16 protein-coding genes and 1 pseudogene are annotated in these 21,018 nt (G+C 56.9%); 8 read left to right on the forward strand and 9 right to left on the reverse strand.

Features of this window, described 5'->3' with window-relative positions:
- The first annotated feature begins 258 nt into the window (after positions 1 to 258).
- From AC07T0_RS07195 to AC07T0_RS07230, 8 genes are all read left to right on the forward strand, one after another.
- The gene (locus AC07T0_RS07195) at positions 259 to 1,155 is read left to right on the forward strand and encodes a nitrilase family protein (protein WP_495000499.1); all 897 of its coding nucleotides are present in this window, start codon (positions 259 to 261) and stop codon (positions 1,153 to 1,155) included.
- A gap of 39 nt (positions 1,156 to 1,194) precedes the next feature.
- Positions 1,195 to 2,358 carry a substrate-binding protein gene (locus tag AC07T0_RS07200; RefSeq protein WP_495000500.1) on the forward strand — a complete coding sequence of 388 codons (1,164 nt, stop codon included), beginning with the start codon at positions 1,195 to 1,197 and terminating at the stop codon, positions 2,356 to 2,358.
- Between the two features lie 58 nt (positions 2,359 to 2,416).
- Positions 2,417 to 3,250, forward strand: a complete 834-nt coding sequence (locus AC07T0_RS07205; RefSeq protein WP_495000501.1) for a branched-chain amino acid ABC transporter permease — start codon at positions 2,417 to 2,419, stop codon at positions 3,248 to 3,250.
- A gap of 70 nt (positions 3,251 to 3,320) precedes the next feature.
- Positions 3,321 to 5,054 (forward strand): ABC transporter permease subunit, encoded by a 1,734-nt coding sequence (locus AC07T0_RS07210; protein ID WP_495000502.1) that lies wholly within the window; start codon positions 3,321 to 3,323, stop codon positions 5,052 to 5,054.
- Positions 5,051 to 5,758, forward strand: coding sequence for a branched-chain amino acid ABC transporter ATP-binding protein (locus AC07T0_RS07215; RefSeq protein WP_495000503.1), 708 nt, complete (start codon positions 5,051 to 5,053; stop codon positions 5,756 to 5,758). Before AC07T0_RS07210 ends, AC07T0_RS07215 begins: the two co-directional genes overlap by 4 nt.
- A gap of 5 nt (positions 5,759 to 5,763) precedes the next feature.
- Positions 5,764 to 6,765, forward strand: a complete 1,002-nt coding sequence (locus AC07T0_RS07220; RefSeq protein WP_495000504.1) for an asparaginase — start codon at positions 5,764 to 5,766, stop codon at positions 6,763 to 6,765.
- A gap of 9 nt (positions 6,766 to 6,774) precedes the next feature.
- The gene (locus AC07T0_RS07225) at positions 6,775 to 7,926 is read left to right on the forward strand and encodes a transporter substrate-binding domain-containing protein (RefSeq protein ID WP_495000505.1); all 1,152 of its coding nucleotides are present in this window, start codon (positions 6,775 to 6,777) and stop codon (positions 7,924 to 7,926) included.
- A 4-nt stretch (positions 7,927 to 7,930) separates the two neighbouring features.
- Positions 7,931 to 8,539, forward strand: coding sequence for an ANTAR domain-containing response regulator (locus tag AC07T0_RS07230; protein ID WP_495000506.1), 609 nt, complete (start codon positions 7,931 to 7,933; stop codon positions 8,537 to 8,539).
- A gap of 325 nt (positions 8,540 to 8,864) precedes the next feature.
- On the opposite strand, the gene AC07T0_RS07235 is transcribed toward AC07T0_RS07230, so the two are convergent.
- From AC07T0_RS07235 to AC07T0_RS07275, 9 genes and pseudogenes are all read right to left on the reverse strand, one after another.
- Positions 8,865 to 9,854, reverse strand: coding sequence for a response regulator (locus AC07T0_RS07235; protein WP_495000507.1), 990 nt, complete (start codon positions 9,852 to 9,854; stop codon positions 8,865 to 8,867).
- Positions 9,855 to 9,860: 6 nt separating this feature from the next.
- Complete coding sequence (locus AC07T0_RS07240; protein ID WP_495000508.1) at positions 9,861 to 12,860, reverse strand: ATP-binding protein; 3,000 nt, start codon at positions 12,858 to 12,860, stop codon at positions 9,861 to 9,863.
- A 696-nt stretch (positions 12,861 to 13,556) separates the two neighbouring features.
- Complete coding sequence (locus AC07T0_RS07245; RefSeq protein WP_495000509.1) at positions 13,557 to 14,009, reverse strand: chromate resistance protein ChrB domain-containing protein; 453 nt, start codon at positions 14,007 to 14,009, stop codon at positions 13,557 to 13,559.
- Positions 14,010 to 14,089: 80 nt separating this feature from the next.
- Positions 14,090 to 15,448: a chromate efflux transporter gene (gene chrA, locus AC07T0_RS07250; RefSeq protein WP_495000555.1), complete on the reverse strand. Its 1,359-nt coding sequence runs from the start codon at positions 15,446 to 15,448 to the stop codon at positions 14,090 to 14,092.
- Entirely contained in the window at positions 15,441 to 16,385 is a 945-nt protein-coding gene (locus AC07T0_RS07255; RefSeq protein WP_495000510.1) for a chromate resistance protein ChrB domain-containing protein, read from the reverse strand. The genes chrA and AC07T0_RS07255 overlap by 8 nt, the downstream gene beginning before the upstream one ends.
- Before the next feature lie 210 nt (positions 16,386 to 16,595).
- Complete coding sequence (locus AC07T0_RS07260; protein WP_495000556.1) at positions 16,596 to 17,360, reverse strand: methyl-accepting chemotaxis protein; 765 nt, start codon at positions 17,358 to 17,360, stop codon at positions 16,596 to 16,598.
- A gap of 105 nt (positions 17,361 to 17,465) precedes the next feature.
- Positions 17,466 to 18,482: pseudogene (locus AC07T0_RS07265) on the reverse strand (HAMP domain-containing protein); the annotation flags it as partial.
- 99 nt (positions 18,483 to 18,581) lie between these two features.
- Entirely contained in the window at positions 18,582 to 19,904 is a 1,323-nt protein-coding gene (locus AC07T0_RS07270; RefSeq protein WP_495000557.1) for an OprD family porin, read from the reverse strand.
- A 63-nt stretch (positions 19,905 to 19,967) separates the two neighbouring features.
- On the reverse strand, positions 19,968 to 20,984 hold the full coding sequence (locus tag AC07T0_RS07275) for a M14 family metallopeptidase (RefSeq protein WP_495000511.1): 1,017 nt from the start codon (positions 20,982 to 20,984) through the stop codon (positions 19,968 to 19,970).
- Between the last annotated feature and the right edge of the window lie 34 nt (positions 20,985 to 21,018).

The raw sequence follows: 21,018 nt of genomic DNA on the forward strand, positions 1-21,018 counted from the left end.
ACCAGATCAACAACCGATGGGCAGGGGAACGCTACGTGTGGCCCGGGATGCCGATGTTGTTAAGCGAAGGTTCGATTCTAGCCGGTAAAAAGTACGTTGACATCACTCGATATCCCTGTGTAACGTAGATCCCATAGGTCGATTTTTCTTGCCAAGAAATTTCAGACCATCAGCAGTATTGCTGACTACATACCGGCTATAGAAGCCCCTGATTTGCGTGATAGCGCATTCGGGGGCTTTTTTTTTGGAAAATTTTAAATGTCGACTTTGCAATCTTCTGACGAAATCCAAGCATTTCCGAGTATCACGGTGGCCGCCTTACAAATGGAACCACGAGTGGGCTGCAAGGCTGAAAATCTCGAAGTGTCACTTCGTTTGATAGACGACGCGGCTACCGCTGGTGCGCAAATCGTTGTGCTACCCGAGCTAGTCAGCAGCGGTTATGTCTTTTCCAGTCGCGAGGAGGCATTTGAACTCGCCGAGTCAGTACCGGGAGGGGTCAGCACCCAAGCGTGGGAAGACATCGCTCGGCAGCGCAACATTTACGTCATAGCCGGCGTCGCGGAACGAGTGGGGCACAAGCTTTACAACTCCGCCGTCATGGTCGGCCCCGAAGGTTATGTAGGGACTTATCGCAAGCTCCATCTATGGGGTGACGAACATGTGTATTTCGAAGTCGGAGATCTTGGTTTACCTGTGTTCCATACGCCTTTTGGCCGCTTGGCGATGATCATCTGCTATGACGGCTGGTTCCCGGAAGTATATCGGCTGTTGGCCATGCAAGGCGCCGATATCGTCTGTATGCCAACCAACTGGGTGCCCATGCCGGGACAGGGTAACGGCGCCATGATCATGGCCAATACCCTGGTCATGGCCAATGCGCATGTGAACAGTCTGAACATTATTTGCGCTAATCGTGTAGGCACCGAGCGTGCTCAGCTCTTTGTGGGCAACAGCATCATTGTCGGCGCCGACGGTTGGCCATTGGCTGCCCCAGGCAGTGCAGACCGCCAGCAAATACTCTATGCCGATATCAATCTGAAGGCGTCCCGCCAATCCCGGCACCTTACGACGTTCAACACGGTCCTGCGTGACCGCCGCACCGACATCTATGACCCCATGCTAGGTACCGGCTGGCGGCTACCTCGCTACTAACCCCCCTTATCTACAATAAAAACGATTGAGGATACTCACATGAAATCCACTTTTCCCCGCATCCGCATCGCCGTTCTTGCTGCAACAGCGCTCGTAGCCGCTCAGGGGCACGCCGCTGAACCTATCAAGATTGGTGTAGCGGTGGGGTTGTCAGGCGCCAATAGCGTCGTGGCACCCGCTGTTGTCCAGTCCTCACAGCTCGCGGTGGAGCAAATCAACGCCGCAGGGGGAATACTGGGTCGTCCTGTGCAGTTGGAGATTGTTGATGATGCTTCCGGCGCGCTAGGTGCACAGAAAGCATTTGATACGCTGGTGCTGGAAAAGAAAGTAAACGCCATTATCGCGATGGAAAGTAGCGCCGCGCGCAATGCCGCCTTGCCGGTTATTTCCCGAGGTCGCGTGCCCTATATCTACACCTCGTTCTATGAAGGCCGTTCTTGCAATAAGTGGATGTATGTCAACGGTTGGGTACCCGAGCAGCAAGTTGCCCCTGTAGTGGATTACTTCAGCCAGAAACTCGGGGCAAAAAACTACTTTCTTGTCGGGAGCGATTACGCCTTTGGCCGGGGCATGCTGAAGTTTACTAAAGCGTACATTGAGCAACACGGTGGAAAGGTTGTCGGTGAAGAGTACCTGCCGATGGACGGAAGTGACTGGACCGCCGTTATTTCAAAAATTCGCTCGACGCAACCTGACGCGCTTATCAGTGCCACAGCGGGTGGCGCACCTAACGTCTCGTTGGCCAAGCAGTTGAAAGCGGCGGCGTTAACACTGCCTTATGGCAACCTGGCCATCGACGAAGGCACCGGCAAGACCATGGGGGATGTCGCAACGGGCATGTACATGTCGGCCTCGTACTTGACCAGTATCGACACAGCGGAAAATAAAAAATTCCTGAGCGACCTCGGCCAGAAGTTTGCAGGGAACATGTCCACGCCAAACGAGCTTTCCGAACCGCAATATGAAGCCTTCTTTCTCTACAAGGCCGCGGTGGAAAAAGCCAACTCCATCGACTCCGCTGCGGTTGTAGAGGCGTTGAACGATGTCTCGATAGTCGGGCCTCGCGGTGTTGTGCAGATGAATGCCAGCCGCCATACCCCCCTGGCCATGCGTCTGGGCCAAATACAACGCGACGGGTCTATTCGCATCCTTGAAACCCAAGAAGGAGTCAGCCCAGGTATTCAATGCCCGAGTTTTAAATAGTCCATTGCTTGATGACTAAGTATCGCTTCACGTTGCATTCTCCCCGGAGGGAGACGTCATGGTGTTAATTCTAGATATAACAACAACAATAGCCATGCTGTTCATTGTTACTGCGGGCCTGATGATGATTTTCGGAATAATGAAAATCGTCAACTTCGCTCACGGTGCCTTGCTGACAATGGGCGGGTATTCGGCGTTTGTCGTGACCCAACTGGGATGGAGTCCTTGGCTTGCTTGGCCGTTGGCTCTCGCGACCGGGATGATTGTTGGCGCGATCATCGAATGCCTGATTGTTCGGCCGCTTTATAAACGCCCCCTGGATGCCATCCTGGCAACGTGGGGATTGGGTATCGTGATCGGTCAACTGATCATTCTCGCATTTGGCCGGGATGTGAAGTTTGCCGACGTGCCCCTGAGAGGAACCTGGTCGCTGGGCGGAACTGATTACTCCGCCTATCGATTGCTGTTGATTCCCTTGGCACTCGGCCTGTGCGCTTTGCTGACGGCGCTACTCAACGGCACCCGCTTCGGTGTCAAAACCCGCGCCGTCATCATGAACGAGGAGTTGGCCAGTGGCCTGGGCATCCATGCCGGGCGTATACGCTTCATTACCTTCAGCCTGGGCGCGGGTCTAGGCACATTGGCAGGCGCCTTGATCAGTCCGCTTTCGAGTATTGACCCTGGCATGGGGATTACCTGGCTGGTTTCTGCCTTCATGCTCGTCATGGTCTCCGGGCATTCGATGCCCAGCCTGATCATGACTTGCGCGGTATTCGGTGCATGCCAAGTCATCGTGAGCACCTATGCGAGCCCGGTACTTGGCGGACTCACGATTGCCGTGTTGGCGGCGCTGACCTTGCGTATTCGTCCAAAGGGGTTCGCACATGGCTAACACTACATTGCAGGCGGCGAACAGCCGACCCACGGGGTCCGGTCGCCAGGGCGCTTGGGGACGTTCGGGCATGCTGGCTCTGGTCGGTATCGCATTGCTGGTCGCAGGTCCATGGATATTCGACAGCTATGTTCTCAACCTGCTGATCAAGGCCTTTCTGTTTTCGATCGTCGTCATCACGGTGGATGTGCTGTGGGGCTACACCGGATATCTCACCTTCGGGCAGTCGGCGTTCTTTGGTATCGGTGCGTATGCCGCAGGTCTGGTTTTTACTCACTTTGGCCTGTCGCCCGGTTCCATTGCCATCGCCATCGGGCTCGCAATTGTCGTCCCGATGGTGGTTGCAGGGCTGGTGGGGTGGCTGTCCTTCTACAGGGGCTCCTCGCCGTTTTTTGCCACGGTTATCTCGCTGGTGTTGCCCATCGTAATGACCCAGTTGCTGCTGTCTGGCGGTGAGTGGACGGGCTCCAGTTCGGGCCTGACCGGCTATGACACCTTCGACTTGTCGCTGAACGCCTGGTACTGGATCGCCGGGAGTAGCGTGGCACTGATAGGGCTTTTCGCCTGGCTGTTCGTGCGCAGTGATGCCGGGCGTGTGCTGGCGTCGATACGTGACAACGAGTCCAGATGTGCGTACCTGGGGATCAACGTCCCGAATATCAAAATCCTTCTGCTGATCGCAACTGCGGCTATTACAGGGATCGCAGGTTTTGGCTACGGCGCCTTCAGTGGCGTGGTAGCACCCGAGTTATCCGGTTTCGTCTTGGGTACCGAGTTGATCATCTGGGTTGCGCTGGGTGGACGCGGAACGCTGTGGGGACCCATGGCGGGGGCGATTCTGATTAACGTCGCCACGGCCTATCTCGGCAGCCGGATGCCGTTTTTGTGGCAACTGATCCTTGGCCTGTCTTTTGTGCTGGTGATCGTCTTGCTGCCTCAGGGGATCGTCCCGGCACTGCTCAAGCCCCTCGGGTTCGGCGCACGTTCGCGGCGAATACCTGTGCTGGTTGAACGTGCCGGGAAAACGGTCCCCGAGTCGAAGGGTGTGCCTGCACTCCTGATGGAAGATGTGACGAAGAGCTATGGTTCGCTCAAGGTATTGCAGGGGATCAACCTCAAGGCCGAGGCCGGTGATCTGGTTGGACTGATCGGCCCCAATGGCGCCGGTAAAACAACACTGATGCGGTGCATGAGCGACGGGGCCGACCGTACATCCGGGACGGTGCATCTGTGCGGTAACGATATCCGTCGGCTTCCGGCTGAGGCCTGCGTTCGTTTTGGTCTCGGGCGCAAATTTCAAAATGCCAATATTTACGAATCCCTGACCGTCGCCGAGTGTCTGCGTATGGCCGGCACCCTGCACGAACGGCCCTTGTTTTTCACTCGGGCGGAGACGTTGGCCTTGCCATCCTATGCCTTGGACGTTTTGCGGGTTACCGGGCTGGATACCATGCTGGACGTGGTCGCTCGAGACCTGTCGCACGGTGAACAGCAAGCATTGGAACTGGCCATGGTGCTTGCCCTGGAACCTCGTATCGTACTGCTCGACGAGCCTACAGCAGGGTTGACAAAGACCGAGCGCACGCAAATCGGCGTGGTGCTTTCCATGCTCGCAAACCACTACAAGTTGTGTTGCCTGCTGGTTGAACACGATCTGGATTTTGTGCAACAGATCGCTACCCGAATCGTGGTATTACACCAAGGGACGATGGTCATGCAGGGCACCTTCGAAGAAGTCGTCAACTCGGACTTGGTCAAGACGATTTATGCCGGATCTGCACTTGCTCCACTGGAGGTCGTATGAACGGTGCCACCTTGGAACTGAATTCAGTCACGAGCGGTTACAGGGCGTCAGTCGTCATACGGGATATGTCGTTCAAAGTCGCGGCCGGCGAAGCGGTCGCTTTGCTGGGCAAGAACGGCATGGGCAAGACGACATTGCTCAAGACCATCATGGGGTACCTACCCAAGAAACAAGGCGCTGTTCAAGTCAACGACTGCGACATTACCCGACTGTCGCCTCATCGAGTCGCACAAGTGGGTATCGCCTATGCGGCTCAGGAAAAAGCGCTTTTCACCGAACTGAGCATCCGGGACAACCTGCGTATGGGGCTCGAGAAAGACGCGTTGTTCGATGAGCGTTTCGCCACCATCGAATCCGTGTTCCCGGTGTTCAAGGACCGTCTGAAGCAGTACGCCGGCACGCTGTCGGGAGGCGAGCAAAAAATGCTGCTGGTGGCGCGTGCGTTGATGATGCGCCCCTCCATCATTCTGCTGGACGAAATCACTGAAGGCTTGCAGCCCTCGGTGATCGACCGGATCGCTGTCGCACTGGTGCACGAGCGGCAACTCCACGGCACGACCCTGCTGCTTATCGAGCAAAATGTGCCGTTTGCCTTGAAGGTGGCGGATCGATACCTGGTGCTTAAACAAGGTGAGATCGAAGAGGAAGGCGACGCCCGTGCGCCGGGTGCTACCGAAGCCATTTTCAACCATCTGAGGGTGTGACGCTTATGGCCCCGTCCAGTTCTGACGACCTGCCGTTGTGCCTGTTCATCGCAACAGGCGGAACAATTGCCATGCAAGTTGACCCTTCAACGTCAGCTCCGATACCTGCGTTGTCGGGCAGCGACTTGATCAAGGCCGTTCCTGCCATAGCGAAGATCGCGCGGCTCGAAATCAACAACCTGTCCAATGTTCCGTCAGTCGAAATGGGGCCGCAGCGCTGGGTACAGCTCCATCAGGTCATTGAAGCCGCGTTGGCCCGTGAGAATATCGCGGGTGTGCTGGTGTCCCACGGCACCGATACCCTTGAAGAGACCGCGTGGTTTCTCGACTTGACGTTGACGTCCCGCAAGCCTGTTGTGCTCATCGGTGCTCAACGCAATGCATCCGAATCGGACTTCGACGGGCCACGCAACCTGATGAGCGGCGCCAGGGTCTGCATTGAGCCTGAGTCTTCGGGCAAGGGTGTGATGGTGGCCCTGAACGATCAGATCAACGCAGCACGGGAAGTCAGCAAAACCCATACCTCGGACGTTGAGTCGTTCAACTCGGGCGACGCCGGTTTTCTCGGAAGAGTGGACGGCGACACCGTCATTTTTTATCGCTCATCCTGTCGTCGACAATACTTGCCTCTGGGGCGAGACCGCTTGCCTCGCGTTGACATTGTGGCCATGTACGCCGGCGCCGACGCTACATCGGTGAAAGCCGCCGTACAGGCGGGCGCCAGGGGGATCGTCATCCAGGCGCTGGGGGCGGGAAATGTGAATGCCGACGTGTATGTGGCCATTTCGCAGGCCATCGAAGCCGGTATCACGGTGGTCGTTGCCTCCCGCGTCCCCCGTGGTCGGGTCAGGCCCCTCTATGGTTTTACCGGGGGCGGTAGTACGTTGAAAGAGACCGGTGTCATCTTCGCCAATGACCTGAGTCCGCAGAAAGCGAGGATATTGTTGATGTTGGCTATCCAAAACTTCAGGTCCGCAACCGAACTACAAGAAATTTTTGATCAATAGGTGAGCGTCATGCCAAGCACCAAGACAGCAGTCACTAAAGATCAGGGGTGGCCCATTGGCATCTTGTACTCGCGCTCGGGTGCTACCGGTGTCACCGAGTCCGAGCATTTTTTTGGTACTGCGCTGGCGATCGAGGAAATCAACGCGCTGGGTGGCGTCCTGAGTCTGCCGTTGATCCCAACCGCTTATGACCCCAAGGGGTCTACGGAAGAATACCGGCGCTTGACCGGCAAGTTACTGATCGAAGAGGAGATCAACGTCATTTTTGGCTGTTCCCGATCTTCCAGCCGAAAAGCGGTGCTGCCGCTCATCGAACGCCATAACGCTTTGCTTTGGTATTGCTCGTTCTATGAAGGGTTCGAATATTCACCGAACATCATTTATACCGGTGCCGTCCCCAATCAGAACAGCATTCAACTGGCCGCCTACCTGCTGCAAAACAAGGGTACCCGGTTCTTTCTGGTGGGCGCGGACTACATCTATCCGCGTGAATCCAATCGCATCATGAGGGACGTTGTTGAACAATACGGTGGCGAAATTGTGGATGAGGTCTACCTGCCCATCGACGCAGGCGTAGAGCAACTCAAGGATGTTTTGAATGAAATCCGCGAAGCCCAGCCGGATGTTGTTTTCTCGACCCTGGTCGGACAGTCGGCCCGATCTTTCTATCAACGCTATGGCGAGCATGGGCTTGATCCCAAAAAGATGCCCATTGCCAGTCTCTCCATGACCGAAGAAGAAATCCGGCTAATTGGGCCGCAACGGTGTGAGGGCCACATCACCGCAGCCACCTATTTCGGTTCGCTGCGCAACGACAGTAATCAACGGTTCATTGAGCTTTGGCGCACACGATTCGGCGATCGCCCAACCAGTACCTGGTCGGAAATGGCCTATTCCCAGGTTCACCTGTTTGCGCGTGCCCTGGAGCGAGCTGGTAGTCTGGATAGGCGCAAATTAGTCGACGCCGTACACAAGGTGAAGTTCGCTTCGCCAGAAGGTCCGATAGCGATTGATGCGGAAAATAACCATTGCGCCCTGACTCCCCGGATCGGCATCTGCCGCAGTGATGGCCAGTTCGACGTCGTATGGGAAGGTTCGGGGCCGGTCAAACCCGATCCTTATCTCTCCACTTTCGGCTTCTCTGAGTTTTGGTTGAGGTAACGCCATGAGTTCCAGCCTTCGCCGTCTCTATGAAGATTTGCGCAGTATCTGCGTTGCGTTTGTTTATCCCCCTGGGGATGATCGCGATATTGTCATGCAGCAGCTGAAAAGAATTGGATGCCGGGTGAAGATCGTATGGCCATTCCCTTCAGAGCCTCCTGCGGACGTTGACGTCATTCTCTTTCAGATCACGCAGGAACTGGAAGGAAACAAAATCTGGTCGGGCGCATCTGTTTCTGCGGCGCTCATCGCGCTCTCCGACTACGAAAGCCCGACCATTTTGAAGTTGTTACTCGATACGCGTGCTCACGGTGTGATTTCCAAACCGTTTCGCTCTTCCGGAATTCTCAGCACACTGGTACTTGCGAGAGCCTCGTATAGCTATCAAGAGCGGTTGCAAGGGAAAATCGACAAACTGGAATTGACCATAAAATCTCGTCGACAGATCGAAAAAGCAATTCGTGTACTGGTCGAACGTCAAAACTTGACCGAGACGCAGGCTTACGAGCACATGAGGTCGCGGGCAACTAATTTGCATGTAACGGTCGCCGAGGTGTCCGGAATGATCATCGAGGCCCATGAGGCCATGGAAAGGCTTGGTTTGAAACCTTAGTCTGGAGGCGGCATTGATGCGTCAATGATGGCGTGTGTGTGATCGTGAAGCCACATTCATTCTTGAGCCCGACGATGACTGCCGTACTCCTTGGGAAATGGCAAGGGTTGATACCCAAACAGCCATTGACAATTTGCTCAGGTATTTACCTGAAGCTCAGCAGCAACCGTTGCAAATGGCCTGGGAAAATTTAGAGCAATATCGGATGCGGTTCGAAACTTCTAGTGACCGCCAGGCAAAGAGTCGGTTGAGCGCGCGGAAAGTGCGTAGTCAGGTTGATCAGGCTTTTGAGTGGGCTCGCCGCGCATTGTCTTAGGTGTTGAGCTTAAAGTCGGGCCTCTTTCTCACTCCATTCCTCCTTGATCCGCAAAAGCTGCGGGAGGATCTTCTCGAACAGATCGACCAAGCGCGGCTCGAAATGGCTCCCCGCGCCCTTTCGGATTTCTGCCAGGGTGTCCTCGATGCTCCACGGCTCCTTGTACGGACGCTTTGTCATCAAGGCATCAAAAACGTCAGCCAGGGCGACGATTCGGGCCACCTCAGGAATCGCATCTCCCGCGAGGCCGTCTGGATAGCCGCTGCCGTCCCATTTTTCATGGTGATGATGGGCGACCTCCGCAGCCATTGCGAATACCTTGGAATTGGACTTGCTCAAGATACCGAAACCGATCTGCGCATGCTGTTGCATGATCCCCCATTCCTCTGCCGTCAGCTCGCGCGGTGCCTTAAGAATGGCATCCGGTATGCCGATCTTGCCGGTATCGTGCAAGGGCGCGGCGAGTTCGAGGCGCTCCACCAGATCATCGGGCCATCCTGCCGCCGACGCCAGGGCACCGGCATACGCCGCCATGCGCCATATGTGAGCGCCGGTATCGGTATCGTTGAAATGTCCGGCCTCACCCAGCATGAAGACGGCCTGCCTTTGGCTTTCTTCCAATTCATGCATCCGGACCAGGGACAGATGTGTCTCCACTCGGCGTAGCAGAATGGGAGCGGAAACCGGCTTCTGGATGTAATCCACCGCACCCGCGTCGAACCCTCGTGCCTCATCCTCGACCTCACTCATGGAGGTGACAAAGATCACGGGGATTTCCCGCGTGGATAGATTGGCCTTGAGTTTCTCGCATACCTCATAGCCGTTCATACCTGGCATCATAATGTCCAGCAGGATCAAATCGGGCTGGTGCTTGGCCGCGGCCTCGATGGCTTCCTCACCGTTGGTGGCAAAAATCAATTCATAGCGATCCCGCAGGATCTGCCCGATCACCCGGAGATTGTTGGGCTCATCATCAATGGCCAGAAGTTTCTTCTGCATGTCGTGTTACCCGTTGTTGACACCGAGCATCTCGGCAAGTGCTTCCACCCTTGCCCTCGCGCCCATAAAATCAAATGCATCGACCCGTTGTTGAATGGGCGCCAGGTCGGTCTTTTGTAGGTACTCGGCCAGTCGCGCCAGGATCGGCTCGGCAACATACGGATTGAGTTTCTCCAGGGCGCAAGACAAATCTTTAAGCAGCGCCACCACCGCCGCTTGGTTGAAAACCTTTGCCCTTGCGGCGGTATCATCGTCGCAGGGGACGATCTTGTTGATGGCATTGGCGGCTTCCGCGAGGAGCCAGCGCAATTGTCCGAGTTCAGATATAGCAGCCTTCCGATGCTGGGATTTCAGGTCGGAATCGATCTTAATGGCCAGGCCGGCAACCTTGGTGATGAAGAGATTTCCTGCAACGCCCGTGAGGGTATGGGCCACGGCACGGGCCGTCTCCGAATTACCGGGGCTTGCCAGCAGTAAGCGCTCTATTTCGTCGGCATCCCGGGAGCGATCCGCTGCAAAGGCAGCCAAGGCCTTGGCGTAGACAACCGGATCACGCCAGATTCTGATCGCGTTTTGATGATCGACAATCCCGTCCAGCGGAGAAAAGTCCACCCCGATCGGCGTGACGATCTCGATCCGGCGCGCAGTGACGGGCTGCCCCAGCCCTTCGGGAACGGCCTGTTCCATGGCACAAAGCAGTTCACTGAAGTTGATCGGCTTGGCCTGGACGCTGTCCATTCCGGCCACTATGCACAGGTCGTAGTCTTCGCGCATGGCGCTGGCGGTAAGCGCGATTATCGGGGTGTGCTCCTCAGGCTTTTCGAGCTTGCGAATTTTCCGGGTGGCCTCCAGACCGTCCATCTCGGGCATCATGACGTCCATGAGGATCAGATCGTATCGACCGGTCTGGAACGCGGCTACCGCCTCCAGTCCATTCTTTCTCCATTCGACCTGATGGCCTTGCCCCTCCAGCCGGAGCATCGCGAGGGTCGCGTTGGTTTGGATGTCCTCAACCAGCAGTACATGGAATGCCCTTGGTGAGACATAGTCGCCGCCGACGGCGCTGCCTGTTTCGTAAAGGCAGTCATCATTGGCGGGGGCTTCCGGCAGATGGACGGTAAAATGAAAAGTGGATCCCTTCCGAAGCTCACTCGTGACCCAGATTTTTCCCGCCATAAGTTCCACGAGCTGCTTGGATATCGCAGTACCCAGGCCGGTCCCGCCGAACCGACGGGTCGTGCTGGCATCCGCCTGGGAGAAAGGTTTAAACACCTTTGCTGACTGCTCGGGGGTCATGCCAATTCCCGTATCGGTGATGGCGAAGTGAAGCATGTTTGCTTGGTTCCACGGTCTTACCGAAAGCGTGATCGAGCCTTTCTCGGTAAACTTGATGGCATTGCTGACCAAATTCAGCACCACCTGTCTCAGTCGCGCAGGATCCCCCAGGAAACGCAAAGGCAGATCCGCATCGTATTCCATGACGAGCTTCAGGCCCTTGTCGGATGCGGACTGATCCAAAACGCGCAAGGCCTCCGCCAGCGCGTTGGAGAGGTGGAAAGCGACGGTCTCCATTTCCAGCTTGCCGCTCTCCAGCTTGGAGACATCGAGGATGTCGTTGAGGATTGTCAGTAACGCCTTCGCCGAGCTGAGAATGATCCGGACATGCTGGGCGGTCTGTGGCGCAAGCTGGGTATCCTGAAGCGCAACCTCGGCGAAGCCGAGGATGGCATTCATGGGGGTACGAATTTCATGACTCATATTGGCGATGAAAGCAGCCTTGGTTCGCGCACCGGCCTCGGCATCTTCCTTGGCCTGTTGGAGGCTCCTCTCGGTTTTCTTCTGTTCGCTTATATCGCGCGCGATCTTGGAGGCACCGATGACGGTTCCGGCCGCGTCTTTGATCGGCGAAATGGTGACCGATACGGGGATCAGCTCACCGTTTTTACATCTCCGGGTCGTTTCGAGATGCGTAATGTTCTCGCCATGCCGGATCTTGGCAAGGATCCGCGTCTCTTCATCGGCAAGATCCGGTGGTATCAGCCGCGTTATCGGCTGCCCGATCATTTCCCGTTCGATGTAACCGAACAAGGTCTCGGCTGCGGGATTCCAACTGGTGACAACCCCGTCCAGGGTTTTGCTGATGATGGCGTCGGTGGTGGAGGTAACAATCGCTGAAAGCTGTTCTTCGACCGCCACCCGTCTGGCCTTATCAGACTGTTCCTGCGCCAGCATTTTGACACGGAACACCTCGCAGGACCTCGCTATCTCTCCGATCTCGTCCAACCGGTTCAGTTCGGGTACCTCAATGTCGCGGCGTCCGGTGGCCACCTTCGACAGCGCCCCGGTGATGGCCGCCAGCGGCCGGGTGATCTGGTTGCGGATCCCGACCATCAACGCTATGGCGAGCACTATCGCTGCCGCGGAGATCGCCATAGCGCTGATGATCATCTGGTCCATGATCTGTTGCACGGCGTCCGCTCGGGCATAAGCGATGTCCCGCTGTAAGTCGACCAGGTGCTCGATCGCCGTATCCGTCGCCCGATATCGCCGACCCAACGCGCTGTCGTCATATACCGGCTCGCTGCTCGCGCCATTGACGTCCGCCTTCACCCACGCATCGTGCTCCGCCTGATAGTTCTTCCAGGCCTCATGAAACGAATCCAGAGAACCGCTCGGAAGTTGGTCGCCGAGCAGGTTGACATACTCGTGTTCCACATCGGCGATGTTCTGCTTTTGCGTGTTGGCGCTCACGTTGGCTGCCGCTCGCGCCTTCTGGTCGGGAGCCAGCACATGGTTCATCTCGGCGATCCGGAACGCCGCGACGCGATCGTCGATCTCGCCGAGCAGTGTCGCCCCCACGAGCCATTTCTGCGCGATCTCCTCCGTGTTTCGATCGACCACCTTCAATGCCACAGCGGTGGTCACTGCCGCCCCGACAATGACCACGACGAACGCCCCAATGAAAAGCGTCAATCGTAAGCGAATGGAGGATCTGAACAGCATCATGATTTTCCCTCACGGCAGTTGCCAATGTCAGGCGCGCGTGACCGCTTGACACTCGCTTGCGCGGCACGGCTTTCGCCCACATTTTTCCCTGGCATCAACCCTGCAATTGTTTTTGATTTTTTTTCCTCAGGGGAGACTCAAAAAGTTGTTCCACTGTTTCTGCTGTCGAAATAATAAGGTTTCCACTTGAGTATATAACTGCTCTTTTGTATGGGTTTTTGTCGGGTATTGTTTTGCCCGTAATTGCTTCTGTGGTCGTCATTGGTTTATCTTTTTCTGCGTCGATTTTGTAGTGGTTTTCGTTAGATTTTTTAGGTGTGAAATGGCTGTAATTATATCGCTCCGAATTGAAGTGGAAGGCCCCCATAAAGTGTTGGTCTTGGTAGGCAATGTTTTGGGTCGGACGTGTGTCAGCACTCTGGAGTAAGTAAGCACGAAGTGGAAAGACGATAGTGGTACCATAATGGGAAGTACCCTTTCATAGTGACTGCAAGCCTGAAGAGTAGCTGGATGCAGAAAATAAGCAATTGGGTTTTTTTGAAAACAGGGCCCCAAGTGCCAACTGGACAGAGTACGGTAGATGTAGGGACCGCATATGCGCAGTTGGTTGAGGCCGGAGGGGATACAGTTCAATACACATTCCGCGTGCGAATCTTCAGAACGCCGCTTCAAAAAAATACGGGTGCGAGGCACTTTTCACATCTGTGGCGGCCAATTGTGCGACTCACCCTGACACTCCTTGCACCAGGCATACAGTGCGTCATACATGATCAAACCGTGCGCCAGCATTTCGTGGTCATCGGCAAAGCACTGCGATAACCCCAGCGAAATCGCGTAAAGCCCAGCCGATTGCGGCGTCAGGTCCAGTTGGGAGGTGTCTGCTCCTCGTACGATTTTCGCCAGATGCTGCAAGGCAGGCTCATCGAGCTGATACTTCTTCAGAAAGGCATCAAAGCTGCACAGCTCTCCCTCATGCGTAAGCTCAACGCCGGGAATATCGTAGGGCGTTGCATCCTTTTCTGCGGCAATCCGCAAAACCTCCCTGCTGGGCACGTACAAGAAATCGGCCTCGGGATCGATAAAGCGGGTGATCAGCCAAGGACAGGCAATCCTGTCGATCTTGGGTCGTTCACGGGTAATCCACTTCATGGAACACCTCCTGCCTAACTCAGTAGGCTGAGTGATCTGGTCGGCACGATGCCCACCAGAGAACCGTCGATCACCCCACACTAGCGCAGCAGATGCACTGCCAAACCAACCAGCGCGCAGGCCATCAATACCTGAATCACGCCACGCTTGAAGCGAAACAAGGCAATCGCTGCGGCAATCGCGATCAGTGCAGAGGGCCAGTCGAGGGTGCCGCTGAACCCTTTTGGCCACAGCACGTGATAGCCGAAGAACATCGCCAGATTGAGAATCACCCCAACCACGGCGGCGGTGATCCCGGTCAGCGGCGCGGTGAACTTGAGTTCGTTGTGCGTGGCCTCCACCAGCGGACCACCCACGAGAATGAACAGGAACGATGGTAGAAAGGTAAACCAGGTCACCAGCGTGGCGGCGAGGGCTCCGGCCAGAAATACCTGATCAGCACCGAACACCTGGGAGACATAGGCGCCGACAAAGCCGACGAAAGCCACCACCATGATCAGCGGCCCCGGCGTGGTTTCACCCAGGGCCAGGCCATCGATCATTTGTGTTGGGGTCAGCCATCCATAGTGCCCCACCGCGCCCTGATAAACATAAGGAAGCACTGCATAGGCACCGCCAAATGTCAGCAGAGCGGCCTTGGTAAAGAACCAGCCCATCTGGGTCAAGGTGCCTTCCCAGCCAAACAGCGCGGTCAAGATGGCCATTGGCAACGCCCACAATACAGCGCCGACAAGCACTAGCAGGGCCAGTTTTACCCAGCTGAATCGAGCATGGTCGGGGGATGGGGTGTCGTCATCGATCAAGGCCGGGCCATAGGATTTTTTAGCGGCACCGTGACCGCCGATTTTGAATTTTTCGGGGGCAAGGCGCCCGCCCAGGTAACCGAGCAGCGCGGCACTCAGTACGATCAGCGGGAAGGGCACATCAAAGGCAAATATCGCCACGAATGAGGCGGCGGCAATGGCCCACAGCCAACCGCTCTTCAGAGCTCGGGAGCCGATGCGATGGGCAGCCTGAACGACGATGGCCGTGACGGCAGGCTTGATGCCATAGAAGAGACCCGCCACCGCGGGTACGTCGCCGAACGCGATATACATCCAGGACAAGGCAATCAGGATGAACAGCGAGGGCAGGATAAAGAGCCCCCCGGCAATCACACCACCGCGGGTTCGATGCATCAGCCAGCCGATATAGGTTGCTAACTGCTGAGCCTCCGGCCCGGGGAGTAACATGCAGAAGTTGAGGGCATGCAGGAATCGCCCTTCGGAGATCCAGCGCCGTCGTTCTACCAACTCCTGGTGCATGATCGAGATCTGCCCCGCGGGCCCGCCGAAGCTGATGAAACCGAGCTTCAGCCAGAACCAGAACGCCTCACGCAAACTGATCTCTACCGGCCTGGGAGGATTCTCTTCAACCGCCGATACCAAAACCTTACTCATTGGGTTGTTCCTCTTTCGTAAACCCGGCGAGCAGGCCGTCGAAGATGGCGCTCGCAGCTGCCAGCAGCGGGTCGTCAAGAGCAATGGTTTCACGCAGCCCCGCCAGCACCCGTTCGATGCCCGCTGCCTCGACTGGCTGAATACCGCCGATATCGAGGTAATGCACCAGGGCCGCGATGCGGTTCAGGCCGGGTTCCTGGATTGCAAAGCTGGCTTGCAGGGTTTCGAAGGTCACGCGGTTGCCGACATGACTGAAGGTCGCCTCATCGAAATCAAACCCCAGTGCATCGGCTGGGCAGTCGTGTGGGCTGTTCAGCCAGAGAATCTGAGCGGTCGGGTCGATGAACCGGCGGATCAACCAGGCACAAGCCAGGCGGTCAATCCAGGGCCGCCTACGGGTGGCCCAGACACGGCCCTGATAGTCGCCAAGGCTGAGTGCCGTTATGGGCAGGTCCCGGCTATGGGGTTCATCAGTCGACAAGGCCCTGCTGACCGCCGTCTCAAGCGCCTGCAAGGCGGCATCGACTTGCTGCTTCGGCTTGCCTGGAAAATAGTCGATGCTGGTCAGTTGTTCGTAGCTTTTGCGCAGCTTGCGAATCTGCTTCGTGCTGGACAGCGCATTTTCGGCCGTGAGCTGTCCCCGACACGCCTCGATTTCAGTGCGTAGTTTGCTGTAGTCCTCGTTACGGTCGAATAACCCGATAAAGCGTTCACCGTCTGGATCCACCACAGGCAGAACATAGGCGGTGCCATTGATGGCCAAGATATCGCGCTCAACCGAGGCCAGCGTCTCTCGACAAGCACCGGTATCTGGCAACAGGTAGGCGCCATCGCGCAAAACCGCGGCCCCGGAAGCTTTTAGGGCGCGCCAGGCTCGCATACGCTCGGTCGCATTGGCGGTCGGCAATCCCAGGATCAGAGCTAACCAATTTTTCATGTAGGGACAGATCAAAATAATGTAGATAAAGCTACATTATTCTTGTTCGAATAAATTGGAAAGCTGTTTCGATAGGCCAAGGTGGGCTTTCTCGCTCAGGTGCGAACGCAGCTCAGATACTCAAACCACTTGGCCGCCTCCCTGACTCGCCGAGGCGCGTTACGGTTACGCCGGCCATCAACTCTTGCTTGGCCGCACCACGGCAAACAGTCATATTTTGAAATGCGTCACCAAGTGCTGCAGCCTGGCGGCTTCACGCTCAAGATCAACACAGGCATTGAGCGTCGAATGCAAGTTCGCCACGCCATGATGGTTCAAGACGTCTATCTGCGCGATGTCATCGTTGATCGAGAGCACCACCGCCGTTTGCTCCTCCGTGGCGGCCGCCACAGACTGGTTCATCGCGTCTATTTCACCGATGCGCTGGGCAACCCGAGCCAAACGTTCCCCCGCCTGGTTGGCGACCGTAACGCTGGTTTCGCTCTCGCGCTGGCTCTCGGTCATGGTCAGCACGGCGGCTTGGGCGCCGACTTGCAACTGCTCAATCAGGCTTTGCACTTGTTGCGCCGAGTCCTGGGTGCGATGCGCCAGGTTGCGCACTTCATCGGCCACCACGGCAAAGCCTCTGCCGGCTTCCCCCGCGCGTGCAGCCTCAATGGCCGCGTTCAACGCCAGCAGATTGGTTTGCCGCGATATGCTGGTGATGACGTCAAGGATCTGCCCGATGTCGGCTGTCTGGGTGGCGAGATTCTCGATGGTAAGCCGTGACTTGTCGATATTTCTCGACAGCCGATTGATCGCTTCGATGGTCATTGTGACAACGTTTTGACCGTCATCGGCCAGCTGCCGGGCGTCGCTGGAGCTTTGTGAACCCAGTGCGGCGTTGCGGGCAATTTCAGAAGACGCCGCCCCCAGCTGATGGATGGCTGAGACCACGCTCTCGGTGCGTGCCGACTGCTCATCCGAATGACTCATCGAAGTGCTCGACACCCGGGTCACCAACGTCGCGACGTGATTGAGGCTGGCGCTGGTGCTCGCCACCTCGCGAATGGATCCTTGGATAAATGCCAAAAAACGATTGAACGACTGTGCCAGTGCCCCGAATTCATCACGGGAGTTGATCGGCAGGCGCTGAGTCAGGTCACCCTCACCATTGGCGATGTCTTCCAATGCTCGCCCCATTGTGTGCAGCGGCCGCATCAACCAACGGATCAACATGCCGAGCAACAGGATGATGATCGCGACCGCTATCAACGTGGCGGTGATCGCCAGGGTGCGCAATTCGCCCAGCATCGAGAACGCCGCCTGTTGGTCGATGACCATCACCACGTACCAATCGGCCGAAGGCACTCCATCGACATGGGTGAAGGAGATGAACTGCGAGCTGCCACCGGTCCGGATTTCACGGACACCTGGAGTGGGCGCCAGTGTACTTTGTGAGAAGACGTCCTTGAGGTCTTTGAGGATGAACTGGCTGTTTGGATGGACCAGTACCTTGCCATCGGCGCTGACGATGAAAGCATACCCATGCCCGCCGAAATCCAGGGTGTTGATCATCTTGCTCAAGGCGTCGAGGGACAGGTTGGCACAGGCCACGCCGGTACGCTCTTGATACTTCACGGGCGTCGCCACCGTCATCACCAGTTTGCCCGACGAGGCCGCGACGTAAGGTTCGGTAAACACGGTCCGTTGACTGTCTTGCGCCGCTTTGTACCAACTACGCACCCGGGGGTCATAGTCTGCGGCACGCACGCTTTGCGGCAATGAGAACATCGAGCCGTCGCTACCACCGTATGAAATCAGCTGAAAGTTTTCTGCATAGACCGGCAAGTCGATGGCCTTGAGCAGGGTGATCTGGTCAGTCCCCTCGACGTTGAGCCGTTGCCCCAGCGTCTGGATCAACTGCATGCGACTTTCCAGCCAGGTCTGAATATCGTGGGCCGAGAGCATGCCCAACTGCTGTAACTTCGCGTCAACTTCGCCGCGCAAGGTTTGCCGCTGCCGATAGTCGCTGACGTAGATGAACGCGCTGAAGACCAAAATGACGATCAGGGCGGCGGCGATCAATATTTTGCGACTGAAACCCAGGCCTTTCATTGGCACACCTCCTCGATAAGTCGGCTACGAGCGAGCCGATGAAACCTGCGGGCAGCCGAAAGCCTCCCGCAGGCATTGGGTATCTTGAAAAGGGGGGAATCAGAACAATGGCAAGCTATAGCTGAGCATCAGGCGGTTATGGTCGGCATCGGCGGTACCGGTTGCCGCCTGGCTGCGATAAGTGGCGTTGCGCCAGGTCACGCCCAATCCCTTGAGCGGACCGTTTTGCAGTACGTAGGCGACGATCAGGTCACGCTCCCACTCCTTGAGTCCACCGGTTGCCGAAGCGATCTGGTCGCCCTTGTAGTAGGACACCGTACTGGTCAGCCCTGGCACGCCGAGGGCGGCAAAGTCATAGGCGTACTGGCCGATCCAGGTTCGCTCGCCGGCCCGGGTGAAGTTGCCTACCAGACGATCGGTGTTGAGATAAACGCTGGCACCATCACCCTGGTTGACAAACGGCATAGCGCTATCCCCCGAGGATTTCTGGTAACCGAGGCTGAGCGCGTGGCCGGCCAGGCTGTAGGTGAACAACGAGCTGAACAGGTCGTTATCGACCTCGCCGTGAGTGACGCCCTTACCGAAGTAGCCGGTACTGGTGTAACCCTCAGCACGGCCAGCAGCACTGCCATTCTTGCCGTCTGAATCACTGACGAAATAGCGCAGGTCCGATTTGAACGAGCCCACCGGCAGCGGTAGCGTGTGAGTGAGGCCAAAAAAGTGTTGTTGGTAAAAATTTTCCAGTTCGCCGTAGTAGTACTGGGCGAGCAGGTCTTTGCTGACCTGGTAATCGCCACCTGCGTAGTAGAAGGCGTTGCTGCGTCGCAGGTTGCTGGTGCCAGGCACATTACCCGCGCCACCGATGGACAGCGCCTGATTATCGGTGGACGCCCGGGCCTTGGCGTGTTCCAGACGCCCGCCGACCAACGTGAGATGGTCGATTTCCTTGCTGGTGACCTGGCCGCCCTCAAAGGTTTGTGGCAGCAAACGACCGTCGTTGGCATACATTACGGGCAGTTTCGGTTGTAGCGTTCCATAGCGAAATTCGGTTTTGGACAGTTTCATCTTGGCCGTCAACCCGAGGCTGGCGTATTCATCTACCGGGCTGCCGTTGTCCAGAGGCTCCAATACACCTGGGGTACGATCGCGGCCGGCCTTGGTTGCAGTGCCACCCGAATCCAGTTTCATGCCCAGTAAACCCAGTGCATCGACGCCAAAGCCGAGGGTGCCTGGAGTGAAACCGGACTGATAATTGAGCATGAAACCCTGTGCCCACTCCTTGATGTTCGGCGTCGTACTGTTGCGGGTATCGTTACTGATGTAAAAGTTACGCAAGGTCAGGTCGGCGTGACTGTCCTCGATGAACCCGGCGGCCTGCACCGATCCACTCATGAGCGGACTGACGGTGCCTGCACCCATCATGATGATCCATGGCATTTTTTTCATTCAATGCGACTCCAATCGTAACAAGGGCAAGGGGGGGGGTTAGCGCGAGGTGTGCGAGGACGGCTGGTAGTGCGGGATGTGGAGCACCTTGGCCAGTCTTACGACGGTGACACCTGGACCGAGGTGTCTGAGCGACGGCTGGACCAATACACAGTTGTCATAAGGCGTGACGATTTCCCGATTGCCATCCCGAGCGATCACCGTTCCGGACCGCGTGATCAGCTCCAGTCCGCGGAAGTCTTCGACAAAGTTGAAGTCCATGCTGCTGGCGATAATCGGCTCGGTGACTTGGAGCACGCGCTGAGCCCCGGGTTTGCGGGTGCTGAGAAACTGTGCGAGGTCTTCTTCGCGCACCGCTTGGGTGGCGATCAGAAAACGCGCCGCCACGTCCAGGGCGACCTGCCGGCTGTGTTGCGAAAAATGCTGACCGGTCTCAATCAGTAAGGCGTTCTTCTTGCTGGCGGCGTCGTTGAAATCACCGTAATCACGCAAGCGACGACCATTGGCGTGGCCGGCGTCGACGATGACCGTTGCCGGCACCCCGACAGTGGCGGCGAACTCCAGGCCCTTGGTGCGTGCGCCACACATCATCAGCGGCGCGGATTCTTCATGCATCGAGTGGATATCAAGCAGCAGGTCGACGCTGTCAATGACGGGGCGCAACTCGCGAGCCCGGCGCAGCTCGATGGAGTGCTGCTCACTGTCGAGCTTCGCGGGTAGCCAGACCCGGTTCATGTCTTCGTCCAGGTACCGGGTGGCATCAATGTTCCGTGGATCGAAGCGGTGGTAGGCCTCGACGTTGCCGAAGCCCAGGCTCAGTCGGCCCTGGCGAGGGCGCACGCCACTGCGCAGGAACGCATCCACCGCAATAGCGCCGCTGACTTCGTTGCCGTGGGTCAGCGCCATGATCATCACGTGTGGCCCTGGCACGCCACTGTCGAAGCTGTGGATGTAGTCGACCCCGCAGTTACCGCTTTTCCAGGGGCGGATATCGGGAAATTCCACCTCCACCGGGTACGGTTTCAGGGACGCACGAACTTGTTCAAGAGTCTTCATTTCGGTCTCCGACAGACAATAGCTTCCACTTGCC

It is taken from the genome of Pseudomonas sp. GW821-FHT04D07 (assembly GCF_059420225.1).

Bases quoted from the DNA above. Each gene is read 5' to 3' on its own strand.
- AC07T0_RS07195 (WP_495000499.1), top strand. From the start codon at position 259: ATGTCGACTTTGCAATCTTCTGACGAAATCCAAGCATTTCCGAGTATC.
- AC07T0_RS07200 (WP_495000500.1), top strand. From the start codon at position 1,195: ATGAAATCCACTTTTCCCCGCATCCGCATCGCCGTTCTTGCTGCAACA.
- AC07T0_RS07205 (WP_495000501.1), top strand. From the start codon at position 2,417: ATGGTGTTAATTCTAGATATAACAACAACAATAGCCATGCTGTTCATT.
- AC07T0_RS07210 (WP_495000502.1), top strand. From the start codon at position 3,321: ATGCTGGCTCTGGTCGGTATCGCATTGCTGGTCGCAGGTCCATGGATA.
- AC07T0_RS07215 (WP_495000503.1), top strand. From the start codon at position 5,051: ATGAACGGTGCCACCTTGGAACTGAATTCAGTCACGAGCGGTTACAGG.
- AC07T0_RS07220 (WP_495000504.1), top strand. From the start codon at position 5,764: ATGGCCCCGTCCAGTTCTGACGACCTGCCGTTGTGCCTGTTCATCGCA.
- AC07T0_RS07225 (WP_495000505.1), top strand. From the start codon at position 6,775: ATGCCAAGCACCAAGACAGCAGTCACTAAAGATCAGGGGTGGCCCATT.
- AC07T0_RS07230 (WP_495000506.1), top strand. From the start codon at position 7,931: ATGAGTTCCAGCCTTCGCCGTCTCTATGAAGATTTGCGCAGTATCTGC.
- AC07T0_RS07235 (WP_495000507.1), bottom strand. From the start codon at position 9,854: ATGCAGAAGAAACTTCTGGCCATTGATGATGAGCCCAACAATCTCCGG.
- AC07T0_RS07240 (WP_495000508.1), bottom strand. From the start codon at position 12,860: ATGATGCTGTTCAGATCCTCCATTCGCTTACGATTGACGCTTTTCATT.
- AC07T0_RS07245 (WP_495000509.1), bottom strand. From the start codon at position 14,009: ATGAAGTGGATTACCCGTGAACGACCCAAGATCGACAGGATTGCCTGT.
- chrA (WP_495000555.1), bottom strand. From the start codon at position 15,448: ATGAGTAAGGTTTTGGTATCGGCGGTTGAAGAGAATCCTCCCAGGCCG.
- AC07T0_RS07255 (WP_495000510.1), bottom strand. From the start codon at position 16,385: ATGAAAAATTGGTTAGCTCTGATCCTGGGATTGCCGACCGCCAATGCG.
- AC07T0_RS07260 (WP_495000556.1), bottom strand. From the start codon at position 17,360: ATGAGTCATTCGGATGAGCAGTCGGCACGCACCGAGAGCGTGGTCTCA.
- AC07T0_RS07270 (WP_495000557.1), bottom strand. From the start codon at position 19,904: ATGATGGGTGCAGGCACCGTCAGTCCGCTCATGAGTGGATCGGTGCAG.
- AC07T0_RS07275 (WP_495000511.1), bottom strand. From the start codon at position 20,984: ATGAAGACTCTTGAACAAGTTCGTGCGTCCCTGAAACCGTACCCGGTG.